The following is a 14,525-nucleotide window of genomic DNA, read 5'->3' as shown; positions in this document are numbered from 1 at the left end:
GCGCGACCTAACGGCGCGCGGTGACCTGTGCCCAGCGCTCGAGAAACGCCAGCAGCTCCTCAGGCGGCTGGAGCCACACCTGAGCGACCGTTTCCCGCCAGGTCGGGCGCACGAGCACGCCGAGCCCGCGCCCCCGGATCGCCCGCAGCGCGTCCTCGTCGGTCAGGTCGTCGCCGAGAAAGGCGGCCGCCACGTCGGACGGCGATTCGTCCAGCAGCGTGCGCACGGCGTAGCCCTTGTCGCGCCCCGGCACGCGCAGCTCGAGTCCGCCGTCGAAGGGGTGCAGTTCGAGGCCGGTCGCGCGCACGCGCGACATCCATTTCTCGCGCACTTTCTCTTCGATCGCGCGCGCCTGCGGCGGAGGGAGCCCCCGCCAGTGTACTGCGAGCGAGGCCGGTTTCTGCTCGAGACGCGCGCCCATGCGACGGAGCTCGTCGCCCCAGGTATCCGCGTTGGCCAGCCCGCGTAGCGGTTCGGTGTCCGGGCGGGCGATGTCGTAGCGACCGTCGGCGAAGCGACGCTCGAACCCGTGGGAACCCCAGATCTCGGGCAGGCGCGACACGCCCAGAAGGGGGATGAGGTCGCGAGTCCACCTGCCGCTGATCAGGATCAGCCGCGTGCGTCCGGTCATGATCCGGTCGAGCAGCGCCGGAACGCCCGCGTAAGGCGCGGCGCGCGCCGGGTCGACATGAAACGGCGCGAGCGTGCCGTCGTAGTCGAGGAGCAATGCGGGATGGGGAGAGCGGGCGAGGTCGGCGAAGAATCGCTCCAGGTCGAATCCGGCGTCGAGGATCCTCATCGGCCCGATTCTAACAGCCGCCTGCGGCGGTGGTTCACGGCCGGGCGGGTGCGTTGCCCGACGCCGCGGTGTCCCGACGGGCAGTCGTTTTCCTCTGAAGATCCTCTCTCGACAGCGTGGCTTTTTGACCTATTATTTGAAGCGCCGGCGAGCACCCGGTCGGCAACAACATCAACTCTCCAGCCAACGCCGAGTGCCCTCTACCCGCTCCTTTCCAGCCGCGCTGCTGGCCCTCCTGATCGCCCTGCTCGTCCCCCTTGTGGCGGCGGCCGGGGCGCTGCCCGAGCCGGTGTCGGAGGCGCTCGCACGCCACCGTCTCGGATCGTCCGGGCTGAGCCTGTACGTGCACGCGATCGGGGAGAGCGAACCGATCCTCTCCTTGTCCGCCGACGAGCCGCGCAATCCCGCATCGGTCATCAAGCTGCTCACCACGCTCGCCGCCCTGGAGGAGCTGGGGCCGGCCTACCGCTTCCGCACCGAGGCCTACGCGACGGGCAAGCTCGCGAACGGAAAGCTGGACGGCGATCTGTATCTCAAGGGCCACGGCGATCCGTATCTCGTCATCGAACAGTTCTGGCGGCTGCTGCGCGGCTTGCGCCAGGCGGGAATCGAGTCGATCGGCGGAGACGTGGTTTTCGACCAGAGCCATTTCGTCGCCGAGAACGGCGACCGGGCGGATTTCGACGGCCAGGCGATGCGGGCGTACAACGTGCTGCCTCGCGCCCTCCTGGTCAACTTCCAGGCGGTCAACATCCGATTCATTCCGCAGGGTGCGCGGCTGCGGGTTGTCGCCGATCCGCCGGTGCCCGTCGACAACCGTATACGGCTCAAACCAGGGCCGTGCCGGGGAGGCGGCTGGACCTTCCGCGTAGCCGGCAACGCGCGACTTCGGTTTGCCGGCGAGTACCCGGCCGCCTGCGGCGAGTACGAGATGTTTCGGGTGGTGACCGAGTCGGGCCCGTACCTCCACGGCGTGTTCCGGGCGCTCTGGACCGAGCTGGGCGGGCGCCTGCACGGCGGCTGGCGGGAGGCGCCGACACCGCCCGAGGCGCGGCTGGTCCACACCTACTACTCGCCGCCGCTGGCCGACATCGTGCGTCTGATCAACAAGTACAGCAACAACGTGATGACCCGGCAGCTGTTCCTCGCGCTTGGCGCCGAGCGCTCGGGCGCGCCCGGGACGACCGAGAAGGGCGCGGCCGCGATCCACGCATGGCTCGAGCGCCGCGGCCTCGAGGCTCCCGGGCTGGTGCTCGACAACGGCGCGGGCCTGTCGCGGGACGTGCGCGTCTCGGCGCGCAGTCTCGGACGCGTGCTGCTTGCCGCCTGGGACGGTCCCTACATGCCCGAGTTCGCCTCGGCCCTGCCCGTCGCCGCGGTGGACGGCACGCTCAGGAACCGTTTCAACGGCGATCTCGCCGGGCAGGCGCACCTCAAGACGGGCAGCCTCGACGGCGTGCGCTCGCTGGCCGGGTACGTGCGCAACGCCGCTGGCCAGCGCGTCGTTGTCGTGTATCTGCACAACGATCCCGATCTCACCACCCGCGCGGCCGAAGCCGTGCAGGACGCGCTGCTCGAGTGGATCCATCGAAGGCCGCTCCGTGTCACCGCGGGGGCTGAAAGAACCGAGGACTGAGACGTTCGAGGCATCGGGCTCCCGCGTTCTTCGGATTCGAGTTCAAAGCCCCTTGCTCCGAGTCCCGTACTCTCGCCCTCGGGGCTGGACAGAGTAGGGAGGATGGTCGATCCTATGGCTTCGCTCAACGCCGGAGGGGCAATGGCGCAGAAGTTCGTCAGCGCGACGATCAGCGAGAACCAGGACGAGAGCAGCCTTCCGGTGCTCGAAGGAACGCTCGGTCCGCCGGCGGTCGATATCCAGTCGCTGTACTCCCGCCACGGCCTGCTGGCCTACGATCCGGGTTTTCGTTCGACCGCGTCCACCAAGAGCGCGATCACCTTCGTCGACGGCGACAAGGGCATGCTGCTTTACCGCGGCTACCCGATCGAGGAGCTCGCCGAGCGCAGCGACTTCGTCGAGGTCGCCTACCTGCTGATGAACGGCGAGCTGCCGACGCCCGCGCAGCGCGCCGAGTTCGACCTCCTGATAGGGCAGCACAACCTGCTCCACGAGCAGGTGCTTTCGTTCTACCGCGGCTTTCGTCGCGACGCGCATCCGATGGCGGTCATGGTGGGCGTCGTGGGCGCGCTGTCCGCCTTCTACCATGACGTCATGGACATCCGTAACCCGGAGGATCGGTCGCGCGCCGCCGTCCGCCTGATCGCCAAGATGCCCATGCTCGCCGCCGCGAGCTACACGTACAGCATGGGGCGGCCCGTCCGCTACCCCAACAACAGGCTCGACTACGCCTCGAACTTCCAGCAGATGATGTTCGGCATCCCGAGCGAGGAGTACGTGCCGGACCCCGTCGTCGCCCGCGCGCTCGACATCATCTTCATACTGCACGCGGACCACGAGCAGAACGCCTCCACCTCGACGGTGCGGCTCGCCGCCTCGAGCGGCGCCAATCCGTTCGCGTGCATTGCGGCCGGCATTGCCTCCCTCTGGGGCCCGGCCCACGGCGGCGCGAACGAAGCCGTGCTCAAGATGCTCACGGACATCGGCAGCGTGGACAACATCCCGAAGGCGATCGCGCGCGCCAAGGACAAGAACGATCCGTTCCGGCTCATGGGTTTCGGCCACCGCATCTACAAGAACTTCGATCCGCGTTCCCGCGTGATCCAGGGACAGGCGCGCAAAGTGCTGGCGCACCTCGGGAAGAAGGACCCGCTGCTCGAGATCGCGGTTCGGCTCGAGGAGATCGCGCTGCAGGACGAGTACTTCATCGAGCGCAAGCTCTACCCGAACGTCGACTTCTACTCGGGCATTCTGCTGCGGGCCATGGGATTCCCGATGAACATGTTCACCGCCGTGTTCGCGCTCGCGCGCACCGCCGGCTGGGTATCGCACTGGCTGGAGCTGCAGCAGGAATCGCACGGCATCGACCGCCCGCGCCAGCTCTACGTCGGCCCGACCCTGCGCCACTACCCCGCGGAGCGCGCCCCGCGAAGCTGATCTCCCGCGCCGGGACGCGGCGTGGTCTACACTTCGGGACACGTCGTCTGCACCTTCTTCAAGGGGAGGAGAGCCGTGCGCCTATCCGTCGGAATCGTTCTCGCCTGCGCCGCCGTCGCGGCCGGCTGCGCCACGCAAGCCGCCACGTCCGGCCGGGTCGTCATCCGCGACCAGAACGCGGTCGTCGACGTGAGCTTCAGCCGGCACGACAGGGCCGTCATCGAGCAGTACTACCGGGGGGCGCATCAGCGCGGCCTGCCGCCCGGCCTGGCGAAGCGAAACGGCGCGCTTCCGCCCGGCCTCGCGAAGCGCGATGTCCTCCCGCCGGGGCTCTCGACCGTTCCGTTGCCCGTCGAGCTCGAGCGCCAGCTGACGCCGCTTCCCGCCGTCTACGTGCGCGTTCGGATCGGCAACGACATCGTGCTGATGGATCGCAAGACGCGCGTGGTGTTCGACGTCATATACGGAGTGGTCGGCTGACCGCATTCGAGGCGCGAACGAGGCATCACGCGGCTGTCGTTCCCGTTTCGCGGTCGTCGCGTTCGCGCGCGACGTGACGAATTGCGGCAGTTGTCAGACACTCCGTTCGATGGTATTCACACACCCCGGGGTCAGAGAAAGGGGGTGCTTCCTGTCTCGGCAGGCAACGGGGAAGCGCCGGCGATAACGATACGCTGGGTGAGACAGAAGACAGGAGAGGCTGATGGACAAGGAGCGCTTGCTCGATCTGCTGGTCGATCGGCTTGCGGAGCATTATCGGGAGCGCGCGAACATCCTTCAGGACCCGCATCGCAGCGAACTCTTTCACCTGTTCCTGCAGGCCCGTCGTTTCGATCACGAGTTCACCGATGACGAGGTGCGGGAAGCGGTTTCGCAACGCGTCGACAATCCCGGACCGGCGCTGCTCGGCGTCCTGCGCGATTTCTCGATCATGTGGACGGCCTGGCAGTACTGCGGCGAATGTGCCGACCTCGGCCTCGACCATCTGCTTTCGGCCGGCGCGGCCGAGGCGCGCATGAGTCGCACGTCGCGAGGGTGAGCCGCCGCGCCGGCGCGGTCAAGCACGTCCGTGTTTGCAAGCCCTGCCCGATGAGCGGCGCTCTCGTTCCTCAGACTTGACCCGGCCAGTCAATACCCATTGATGCGGATAGCAATCGGGGTGCTTCTCTTCTAGCGTGCGCTGCAACTCGATCACACGAGACGCGCAACATGGCGGAGGAGCATCGTTTGACCGCGGCCGAGGTTCTTCAGTACTTCCTCTCGCGCTACAAGGTCGATGACGGGAGCGGGGAAGCAGAGGACATGTCCGACGCATCGTCGCAGGCGACGCCGCTGGCCGCGACGGTCGCTCCCGACGAGGACCGCGCGGGCGAGTAGCCGCCGGACGAGCCCCGTCCTTTCGCCGAGGCGTGCGGACGGGGAGCGGGCTGAACGAACAGCAGCGGCTGGCGGTCGCGTTCAGTCAGGGCGCCGCAAGGCGGCAGCCCGCCGTCTCTCGTAAGCCTCGCGCGCTATCGCTACGTCTTCCAGAAAACGCGGCAGCTCTTCCAGCCGAAGTGCCTGGGGCCCGTCGACGAGCGCCTTCTCCGGCGCCGGATGAAAGTCGACGAGAATCATGTTCGCGCCGGCGATGACGCCCTGCGCCGTGACGTGGAAGATGTCGAGCAGCCCGTCCGGCGCGGCCTCGCGCGATCCGACCGAGTGGGAAGGGTCGATGCACACCGGCATGCGCGTCAGGCGCTTCACCGCGGGCACGTGCGCGAAGTCGACAAAGTTGCGGTGGGGATCGCCCATGTTGGTCTTCATCCCGCGCAGGCCGAAGACGATGTGCCGGTTGCCCTCGCTCGCGATGTACTCCGCGGCGTTGAGGGACTCCTCGAGGGTGATGCCGAAGCCGCGCTTCAGCAGCACCGGGAATTCGCGCTGCCGCCCCACGATGCGCAGCAGCTCGAAGTTCTGGGTGTTGCGCGTGCCGATCTGCAGCATCACCCCGGTCGGGTTCCCGGTCCGGCGCAAGGCCTCGCGGATCTCGTCCACGTGCGAGTCGTGCGTGACCTCCATCGCGATGACCTTCATTCCGTAGCGTCCGGCCAGCTCGAACACCCAGGGCAGGCACCCCTTGCCGTGGCCCTGGAAGGCGTACGGATTGGTGCGCGGTTTGTAGGCCCCCATGCGCGTGCACACCTGACCCCGATCCCGGAGCGCCTTGAGCATCCGCTCGACGTGATCGGGCGTGTCGACGGCGCACAGGCCGGCGAAGACGTTCAGGTTGTCCTGATCGAAGCGCACCCCGTTGTAATCGAACCCCGTCGGGCGGCGGTCGTCCCGGTGTCGGCCCAGGATGCGGTATTCTTCCGAAACGCGCACGACCCGGTCGACGCCGGGCAGGCTCTCGATTTCCGCCTTGTCGAGGGAGGCGGTATCGCCGATCAGATAGATCTCCGTCACCGCCTGGATCTGCCCGACCTCCTGGTGTACGCGCGTCGTGATGTTCGGCTTGTGCGCGAGAAAGTCGAGGACCTGGCGGTACTCGGGCGAGTCGGGCGGGACATCGGACCTCAAGATGACGATCATGGGCGAATCGAATAATAGGTGGCGCTCGGCGCCGTATTGTAGCAACGGCCCCGCGAAACACATCCGGCGACCGCGGACATGAGCGAGTCCGGCCAGCGGCGGCCGCCGCCGTACGCGCTGGGCCGCGCGGTCCTCGCGCGGGAGGTGCGCCTCGACACGTACCGCGCGGCCGGGCCGGGCGGGCAGCACGTGAACCGCACGGAGTCGGCCGTTCGCCTCACGCACGCTCCGTCCGGGGTGGTGGTCACGGCCTCCGACACCCGCTCCCAGGCGCGAAACCGGGAGATCGCCTTCGACCGCCTGATCGAGCGGCTGCGCCGGCTGAACCGGGTGCCGAAAAAGCGGGTGCCGACGCGTCCGAGCGCGCGGGTGAAGGCCCGGCGGCTCGAGGCCAAGCGTCTTCTCGCCCGGCGCAAACGGGAGCGCGCGCGGGTGCGGGAGGAGTAGGGCGCTCGATTGTCGCGCCCGGGGACTTCACGTAGAGTGCGCCAGCCGCCGTTGCGATCGGCACGCCGGCCCCTTCACCGCCTCGGTTGCCCGCTTCATGGCTCTCGACGAGCTGATCGCCAACTACGGTTACCTCGCGATTCTCGTCGGCACGTTTCTCGAGGGCGAAACCATACTGGTCCTCGGGGGGCTCGCGGCGCACCTCGGCTTTCTCGAGCTCCCGTGGGTGATCGCGGCCGCCTTCGCCGGCAGCTTCAGCGGCGATCAGCTCTATTTTTACGTCGGGCGGCGCTATGGACCGAGGATCCTGGCCAAGCGGCTGTCCTGGCAGGAGGGCGCCGAAAAGGTTTACCGGCACCTCCGTCGGCACCAGAACTTCCTGATCCTCACCTTTCGCTTCTACTACGGGCTGCGCAATGTCACGCCGTTCGCGATCGGCGCGAGCCAGGTCTCGCGCCTTCGCTTCCTGGTCCTCAACCTCACGGGGGCGGTGGTGTGGGCGATCACGCTCGGCGCGCTGGGCTTTCTGTTCGGAGAGGCCTTCCGGCTGTTCCTGGAGGACGTCAAACACTACGAGTTCTGGCTGCTCGGCGGGCTGATCCTGGTCGGCACCGCGATCTGGGCGTTCACGCTCGTCCGCCACCGGCGCCGCTCCCGCCGGCACCCGTTCCGCCCCGAGGTGATGGCCGCGGATCCATCGATGGAAAGACCCAAGGACCCGGAGGGGTCGACCTAGGCGGTACGCTCGAGCGCCGCGGCGTAAAAGCCGTCCGTCCGGTGGCGGTGCGGCAGGAGCCGCAGGGCGTCGCCGGTGTCGAGGGGGACGCGTCGTCGGGACAGGATCGCCGCCGCGGGGACGACGCGGAAATCCGCCCGGGCCTTCAGGAACGCATCGATCACCGCGTCGTTCTCCTCGCGCAGGAGGCTGCACGTGGCATACACCAGCCGTCCGCCGGGCTTGAGCAGCCGCGCGGCGGCGTCGAGGATGCGCGCCTGCTCCGCCCGCAGCGCTTCGAGGTCGACGCTGCGCCACTTGATGTCCGAATTGCGCCGCAGCGTTCCCGTACCGGTGCACGGGGCGTCGACGAGCACGCGGTCGATCTTGCCGTGCAGGCGTTTCGCGCGTTCGTCGCGTTCGTGCGCGATCACGACCGGGCGCACGTTCGAGAGCCCCGAGCGCGCCAGCCGGGGCGCAAGGCGCTCGAGCCGTGCCGCCGAGACGTCGAAGGCGTAGACGCTTCCGGTGTTTGCCATGAGCGCGCCGAGGTGCAGCGTCTTGCCGCCGGCGCCGGCGCAGAAGTCGACGACCATTTCGCCCCGCCGCGGCTCGAGGAGCAGCGAGACCAGCTGGCTGCCTTCGTCCTGGACCTCGATCAAGCCGTCCTTGAACGCCCTGCTGTGGAAGACCGGGGCGCGTTGCCGCAGGCGCAGTCCGACGGGCGAGAAGGGCGTCGCATCGGCTTCGAATCCTTCCTCGGCGAGTCGTTCCTGCACCTCCTCGCGTCGCGCCTTCACGGTGTTCACCCGCAGGTCCACGGGCGCCGGCTGGTTCAGCGCCTCGGCCAGGGCCGAGGCCTCGTCGCCGTACTCGGCCTGCAGTTCTGCCGCGAGCCAATCGGGCAGGCTCGCGGCGACCGCGAGAGGGAGGGCGCGGGGATCGAGTGTGCGCAGGCACCCGACCAGCGCGCGGGCATCGCCGCGGAAGCCCGCCTCCGCGAGGGCGCGGGCGCTCGATCCTTCCCTCACCAGGTACGCGGCCACCAGGGCGGCGGCGTCTTCGCCCGCACAGTGGGCCAGGAGACGGCGATGCCGCAGGCAGCCGTATACCGTCTCGGCGACCTCTGCGCGATCGCGCACGCCCATCGCCCGGTGCGCCCGGAAGTAACTCTCCATCTGCTTGTCGGCCGCGCGGGCGCCGCCGAGGATGGCCGCGAGCAGTTCGGCCGATTGTTTCAGGTGGTGCGGGCGCATGCGAAATGCGGCGATGAGTTTCGAGTTCAGGAGCGCGCGACGCGCATCCGGCAACCGGGCACCGAGATCTTATAACGGTGAGCCGGGTCGCCTAATCGCCGTAGCGCTTGAGCAGGTCGTCGTACGCGTCGATGCGGCGGTCGCGGAAGAACGGCCAGATGCGCCGCACGTCTTCGCTGCGCCGGCGGTCGATCTCCGCGACCAGCACCGCGGGCGCGTCGACGGGCGCCTCCGCCAGCACCTCGCCTTGCGGACCGGCGATGAAGCTCGACCCCCAGAACCGGATGCCGGCCCCGCCGCCCGGATCCGGCTCGAAACCGGTGCGATTGCACACCAGCACCGGCAGGCCGTTCGCGATCGCGTGCGCCCGCTGTACCGTACGCCATGCGTCGCGCTGGCGCGTCCGCTCGGGCTCGTCGTCGCGCGGGTCCCAGCCGATCGCCGTGGGATAGAGCAGAAGGTCGGCTCCGTGCAACGCCATGAGCCGCGCCGCCTCCGGGTACCACTGGTCCCAGCATACGAGGACGCCGAGCGTCGCATCGGGAGTGCGGACCGGGGCGAAACCGAGATCGCCGGGGGTGAAGTAGAACTTCTCGTAGTAACCGGGATCGTCGGGAATGTGCATCTTGCGGTAGCGTCCGGCGAGCCGTCCGGCCGGGTCGAGGATCACGGCGGTGTTGTGGTAGATCCCGGGTGCGCGCTTCTCGAAGAGCGAACCCACGATGGTGATGCCCAGCTCGCGCGCGAGGTTGCCCAGGAGCTCGGTGGACGGCCCGGGAACGGGCTCCGCCTGATCGAAGCGCGCGGTGTCTTCCGTCTGGCAGAAGTAGACGCCGGTATGGAGCTCGGGCAGCAGCACGAGCCGCGCGCCGCGGGCCGCCGCCTCGCGGATGCCCTGCACCGAAACGTCCAGGTTCCGTTCCCGGTCCTCGGTGCAGGCGTGCTGTACGAGCCCGACCGTGAGTGACTTCGTCGTCATGCGCGCAATGGTAGCACGGCGCCGGAAGGCGTCCGCAGGCTCAGGGCAGCACGCCGGCCGGGAACTGCATGGTGAGACAGTGCAGGCTGCCGTACTGCTCGATCAGCGGCCGGGAGGGCACGGCCACGACTTCGCGGAAGGGGAAGCACCCGCGCAGGCGCTCGAGCGCGACCGCGTCGGCCGGGTCGTCGTAGGCCGGGACGAGCACGGCGCCGTTGACGATGAGGAAGTTGGCGTAGGTCGCGGGCAGGCGACGGCCCTCGGCGCCGTAGGCGGCCTTCGGCCACGGAAGCGGCACGAGGCGGTACGGTTCCCCGTCCGCCGCGCGAAAGGCCTGGAGCTCCGCCTCCATCCGCTTCAGTTCCCCGTAGTGCGCGTCGCCCGGGTCGTCGCAGGCGACGTAGGCGATCGTGCGCGCGTCGCAGTAGCGCGCGAGCGTGTCGATGTGGCTGTCGGTGTCGTCGCCCTCGAGATGGCCGTGGCGCAGCCACAGGACGCGATTGAGGCCGAGCAGCTCCTTGAGCCTTGCTTCGATCTGCGCCTGCGTGAGCCCGGGATTGCGGGTCGGGGCGAGCAGGCAGTTCGTCGTCGTGAGCAGCGTCCCGGAGCCGTCCACCTCGACCGATCCGCCCTCGAGCACGAGATCGACCGATTGCATCGCCGCGTCGCCGAAGACATCGGCCTGGTACAGGCGCCGGCTGACGAGGTTGTCGAGCTCGTAGCCGTACTTGCCGCCCCAGCCGTTGAACCGGAAGTCGAGGAGCAGCGGCTCGTCGCGGCAGAGCACGGTGAGCGGCCCGTGGTCGCGCGCCCACGTGTCGTTCGACGGCGCGATCGCCAGGCGCACACGCGCCATGTCGACCTCCGCGGACCGCAGGGTCGACTCCACGTGCGCCCGATGCCGCGAGTCGTAGCACACGATCAACACCGTCTCGCGTCGGGCGATCTCGCGGGCGATGGCGGCGAACGCGGGCTCGACTTCAGCGAGCCGTTCGGCCCAGTCGCTCCGGGGATGGGGCCACGTCAGCATGACGCCGCTCTGGGGCGCCCACTCGGGAGGAAGGTACTGGCGGCAGGGAGCGGACATGGACGGGCGGCCCGTTCGGGGAGCCGCGGATGATAGCGGGCGATGCGAGCGACGCCAAGCGCGTTTGACGCGTGGCGGCGCTTGGTTTTGAATGTGCGCCTTTCATTTCCCCCGGATGGCGCCGATGTCCCTGATCCGACCGTTTGCCGGCCTGCGGCCGGCGCCCGAGCACGTCGCCGGCGTGATCGCGCCGCCGTACGACGTGCTCTCCAGCGACGAGGCGCGCGTTCGCGCGGCGGGAAAGCCGTTCAGTTTCCTGCACGTCTCGAAGCCGGAGATCGATCTGCCGCCCACGGTCGATGTCCACGACCCGCGGGTCTACGAGCAGGGACGCCGCAGCTTCGGACGCATGCTCGAATCGGGCGTGCTGCGACGCGACGCCGCGCCGTACTATTACTTCTATCGCCTGGTGATGGGTACGCACACCCAGACGGGGCTCGTCGCCGCCGCGTCGTGCGCCGCATACGAGACGGGGCGGATCCGCAGACACGAGCACACGCGCCCGGACAAGGAGGACGACCGCGTGCGCCAGATCGAGGCGCTGAACGCGCAGACCGGGCCGGTCTTCCTAACCTATCGGCATTCGGCGGCGATCGACGCGATCGCGCGCGCGGCGACGGCGTCGACGCCCGACATGGACGTGACCGCCGACGACAACGTGCGCCATTCGCTCTGGGTGGTATCGCGGCCGGAGCGGATCGCGGCGCTCACCGAGGCGTTCGAAGCGCTCGAGCGCCTCTATATCGCCGATGGCCATCATCGCTCCGCGGCGGCCGCGCGCGTCGCCGAGCGTCGACGCGTCGCGAACGCGGGCCACACGGGCGCAGAGAGCTACAACTACTTCCTCGCGGTGATCTTCCCCGACGACCAGATGCGGATCCTCGACTACAACCGCGTGGTCAAGGACCTGAACGGGCTTTCGCCCCAGGCGCTGCTCGCGCGCCTCGACCAGGCATTCGAGGTGTCGCCGGAGGCCGAGCCGGTGCGTCCGGCGCGGGCCGGCGAGTTCGGGATGTACCTCGCGGGCCGCTGGTACCGCCTGCGCGTTAAGCCCGACCGCGTGCCGGCGCGGGATCCGGTCGGCCGGCTCGACGTGAGCGTGCTGCAGGACCAGCTGCTGACGCCGGTGCTCGGCGTCGGCGATCCCCGCCGGGACAGGCGCATCGACTTCGTGGGCGGTATCCGGGGGCTGAGCGAGCTGGTCAAACGCGTCGATTCCGGGGAGGTGGCCGTGGCCTTCGCGCTGTGTCCGACGTCGCTCGCCGACCTCATGGCGGTGGCCGACACGGGCGCGGTGATGCCGCCCAAATCCACGTGGTTCGAGCCGAAGCTGGCGGACGGCGTGGTGAGCCACGTGCTCGACTAGCGGCCTTTTATCATCGAGGAACCGGCGGATGCCGCGGCGGGGTCATGCCTTGCGGCGCCGCAGCAACTCCCGGAGGGCGACCGCGTTGTTGTGCTTCTCGTCCTTCGCCCCGTAGACGAGCGTCACCCTGCCGCGACGCGCCCTGCGCGAGATCGCCGCAAGCAGCTCGCGGTGCGAGGCGAGCTCGCGGAAGTAACGGGCCTTGAACTCCGGCCACCTGGCGGGGTCATGGTTGAACCAGCGTCGCAACCCGTCGCTCGGCGCGAGCTCCTTCAGCCAGATGTCGATCCGCGCCTCGTCCTTTGACACGCCTCTCGGCCAGAGCCGATCGATGAGTATGCGCTCTCCGTCGCCGGAAGCCGGCGCGACGTACGCGCGCTTGAGCTGTATCGCCATCAGCGGCCGCGAGCCTCACGCGCCACCCGGCTTTCCCTCGAGCAGCCGCGGCATGAGCTCCACCAGGTTGCAGGGACGGGTCCGGTAGTCGAGCTGCGCCGAGATAAGCCGGTCCCAGCCCGTGCGGCACGCGCCGGAGGAGCCGGGCAGACAGAAGACATAGGTGCCGTTGGCGACCCCCGCGATGGCGCGCGACTGCAGGCTGGATGTCTTGATCTCTTCATAGGAAATCATCCGGAACAGCTCGCCGAAGCCGTCGAGCACCTTGTCGAGCAGCGGGCGCACCGCCTCGGGCGTCCCGTCCCGTCCGGTCACCCCCGTGCCCCCCGTCGTGATCGCGACCTGGATCGACTCGTCGGCGATCCAGGCCGACAGGATCGCCCGTATCTTATAGATGTCGTCCGGGACGATGCGCTTGTCCGCGACCCGGTGGCCGGCGCCGCCGATCCGGTCGGCGAGGGTCTTCCCCGAGACGTCGTTCTCCTCGGTGCGCGAATCCGAGACGGTGAGGACGGCGATGTTGAGAGGGACGAAGGGACGTTCGGTGCTCGTGGTCATGGCTGGTCTCAAACGATGCCGTGAAACGGCTGGACCTCGACCGGCGTGCCGGGCTCGACGTCGCCCGATTCCGCCGGCAGGACGATGAAGCAGTTCGCGACGCTCATCGAGCGGAGCATGCCGGATCCCTGGTGGCCGGTGGCCCGCACCGTCAGGGTCCCGTCGTCCGCGTACGTCAGCACGCCGCGCTGATACTCGGTGCGGCCGGCGCGCTTCTTCAGGCGTGAGGCACACGGCACGCGAAAGCCGGCCCGACGCCAGTCGATCCCGCGTTCGCCGGCGATCTGCCGGAGCGCCGGCTCGACGAACTGGTAGAACGTCACCATGACGGACACGGGATTGCCCGGCAAACCGAAGAACGGCACGTCGCCGATCCGCCCGAACGCGAGCGGCCGGCCGGGTTTCATGGCGATCTGCCAGAAGCTGACACGCCCGAGCGCGTCCAGCGCCTCCTTCACGTAATCCGCTTCGCCGACCGAGACCCCGCCCGAGGTGAGGATCGCGTCCGCACCCGCGGCCGCCTCCGCGAGCGCCTCGCGGACGGCCTCGCGCGTGTCGCGCACGACGCCGAGATCGATGACCTCGGCGCCGAGACGCGTGAGCATCCCGTGGAGCGTGTAACGGTTGCTGTCGTAGATCAGACCGGGGCCGAGCGGCTCGCCGATCGAGCGCAGCTCGTCGCCCGTCGAGAAGAACGCGACACGCGGCCGCCGATACACGCCGACCTCGGCGCGCCCGATCGATGCGAGCAGCCCGAGATCGGCCGGCTGCAGTCGTCGCCCGGCCTCGAGCACGGTCTGGCCGCGCGCGAGGTCTTCGCCCGCCGCGCGCACGTTCTCGCCCCCGCGGTGGCCGTCGCCGATCGTCACCCGATCGCCCGCACGCTCCACGTGCTCCTGCATGACGACGGTGTCGACGCCGGGCGGCAGCGGCGCGCCGGTCATGATGCGCGCGCATTCGCCGCGCGCGACCGGCCTGTCGAGCGGGCTCCCCGCCCGCGCGCTGCCTACGCAGCGCAGGGAGATCCGACCCGCGCCCGGCAGATCGTCGCCGTGCAGGGCGTAGCCGTCGACGGCCGAGTTCGTGTGGGAGGGGACGTCGATCGGCGAGCGCACCTCCTCGGCGAGCACGCGATCCAGGGCCGCGCGCAGGGCAAGGCGTTCGCGCGTGGTGACCGGCCCGACCTCCGCGCGCAGGCGTTCCCGCGCCTCCTCCACGGTGAGCGCCGCTTGCCCGATCCCGCAACCTCCTGTCCGCTCCGATCCGGCCATGGCG

At 69.3% G+C, this 14,525-nt stretch carries 16 protein-coding genes; 8 read left to right on the top strand and 8 right to left on the bottom strand.

Annotated elements, in window-relative coordinates:
- Positions 1-7 precede the first annotated feature (7 nt).
- A complete protein-coding gene (gene otsB, locus SVA_RS11645; protein WP_096461382.1) occupies positions 8-799 on the bottom strand; it encodes a trehalose-phosphatase in 792 nt (263 codons plus the stop codon).
- A gap of 193 nt (positions 800-992) precedes the next feature.
- On the opposite strand from otsB, the gene dacB reads away from it, so the two are divergent.
- The 5 genes from dacB (at position 993) to SVA_RS19800 (ending at position 5,249) form a co-directional block, all read left to right on the top strand.
- The gene (gene dacB / locus SVA_RS11640) at positions 993-2,435 is read left to right on the top strand and encodes a D-alanyl-D-alanine carboxypeptidase/D-alanyl-D-alanine endopeptidase (protein WP_169924064.1); all 1,443 of its coding nucleotides are present in this window, start codon (positions 993-995) and stop codon (positions 2,433-2,435) included.
- Between the two features lie 141 nt (positions 2,436-2,576).
- A complete protein-coding gene (locus tag SVA_RS11635; RefSeq protein ID WP_096461380.1) occupies positions 2,577-3,872 on the top strand; it encodes a citrate synthase in 1,296 nt (431 codons plus the stop codon).
- 75 nt (positions 3,873-3,947) lie between these two features.
- Positions 3,948-4,352, top strand: coding sequence for a hypothetical protein (locus tag SVA_RS11630; RefSeq protein ID WP_096461379.1), 405 nt, complete (start codon positions 3,948-3,950; stop codon positions 4,350-4,352).
- A 223-nt stretch (positions 4,353-4,575) separates the two neighbouring features.
- Positions 4,576-4,911 (top strand): hypothetical protein, encoded by a 336-nt coding sequence (locus SVA_RS11625; protein WP_096461378.1) that lies wholly within the window; start codon positions 4,576-4,578, stop codon positions 4,909-4,911.
- A gap of 170 nt (positions 4,912-5,081) precedes the next feature.
- Entirely contained in the window at positions 5,082-5,249 is a 168-nt protein-coding gene (locus SVA_RS19800) for a hypothetical protein (RefSeq protein ID WP_169924063.1), read from the top strand.
- A gap of 81 nt (positions 5,250-5,330) precedes the next feature.
- Here SVA_RS19800 and SVA_RS11620 read toward each other — a convergent pair whose 3' ends face one another.
- A complete protein-coding gene (locus tag SVA_RS11620; RefSeq protein WP_096461377.1) occupies positions 5,331-6,446 on the bottom strand; it encodes a 3-deoxy-7-phosphoheptulonate synthase in 1,116 nt (371 codons plus the stop codon).
- Between the two features lie 78 nt (positions 6,447-6,524).
- Between SVA_RS11620 and SVA_RS11615 the strand changes: the two genes are divergently transcribed.
- On the top strand, positions 6,525-6,893 hold the full coding sequence (locus SVA_RS11615; RefSeq protein ID WP_096461376.1) for a peptide chain release factor family protein: 369 nt from the start codon (positions 6,525-6,527) through the stop codon (positions 6,891-6,893).
- Positions 6,894-6,990: 97 nt separating this feature from the next.
- Complete coding sequence (locus SVA_RS11610; protein ID WP_096461375.1) at positions 6,991-7,629, top strand: DedA family protein; 639 nt, start codon at positions 6,991-6,993, stop codon at positions 7,627-7,629.
- Here the strand turns inward: SVA_RS11610 and SVA_RS11605 are convergent.
- From SVA_RS11605 to SVA_RS11595, 3 genes are all read right to left on the bottom strand, one after another.
- Positions 7,626-8,864, bottom strand: coding sequence for an RsmB/NOP family class I SAM-dependent RNA methyltransferase (locus SVA_RS11605; protein WP_096462933.1), 1,239 nt, complete (start codon positions 8,862-8,864; stop codon positions 7,626-7,628). The two genes, SVA_RS11610 and SVA_RS11605, sit on opposite strands and share 4 nt — an antisense overlap.
- 91 nt (positions 8,865-8,955) lie before the next feature.
- Positions 8,956-9,843, bottom strand: a complete 888-nt coding sequence (locus tag SVA_RS11600) for a carbon-nitrogen hydrolase (protein ID WP_096461374.1) — start codon at positions 9,841-9,843, stop codon at positions 8,956-8,958.
- A 40-nt stretch (positions 9,844-9,883) separates the two neighbouring features.
- Entirely contained in the window at positions 9,884-10,930 is a 1,047-nt protein-coding gene (locus SVA_RS11595) for an agmatine deiminase family protein (RefSeq protein WP_096461373.1), read from the bottom strand.
- Between the two features lie 124 nt (positions 10,931-11,054).
- Between SVA_RS11595 and SVA_RS11590 the strand changes: the two genes are divergently transcribed.
- Positions 11,055-12,296 (top strand): DUF1015 domain-containing protein, encoded by a 1,242-nt coding sequence (locus tag SVA_RS11590; RefSeq protein ID WP_096462932.1) that lies wholly within the window; start codon positions 11,055-11,057, stop codon positions 12,294-12,296.
- Positions 12,297-12,338: 42 nt separating this feature from the next.
- On the opposite strand, the gene SVA_RS11585 is transcribed toward SVA_RS11590, so the two are convergent.
- From SVA_RS11585 to moeA, 3 genes are read right to left on the bottom strand one after another with little or no spacing between them, the layout of a single operon-like run.
- Positions 12,339-12,692, bottom strand: a complete 354-nt coding sequence (locus SVA_RS11585) for a DUF488 domain-containing protein (RefSeq protein ID WP_096461372.1) — start codon at positions 12,690-12,692, stop codon at positions 12,339-12,341.
- A 15-nt stretch (positions 12,693-12,707) separates the two neighbouring features.
- On the bottom strand, positions 12,708-13,250 hold the full coding sequence (moaB, locus tag SVA_RS11580) for a molybdenum cofactor biosynthesis protein B (RefSeq protein ID WP_096461371.1): 543 nt from the start codon (positions 13,248-13,250) through the stop codon (positions 12,708-12,710).
- 8 nt (positions 13,251-13,258) lie between these two features.
- Complete coding sequence (gene moeA / locus SVA_RS11575) at positions 13,259-14,521, bottom strand: molybdopterin molybdotransferase MoeA (protein ID WP_096461370.1); 1,263 nt, start codon at positions 14,519-14,521, stop codon at positions 13,259-13,261.
- Between the last annotated feature and the right edge of the window lie 4 nt (positions 14,522-14,525).

Origin of the sequence: Sulfurifustis variabilis (assembly GCF_002355415.1) — a bacterium.
In the GTDB taxonomy this organism is placed as follows: Bacteria; Pseudomonadota; Gammaproteobacteria; order Acidiferrobacterales; family Sulfurifustaceae; genus Sulfurifustis; species Sulfurifustis variabilis.
Note: the sequence above shows the minus strand (reverse complement) of the source record. Positions and strands in the feature narration are given on the sequence as shown.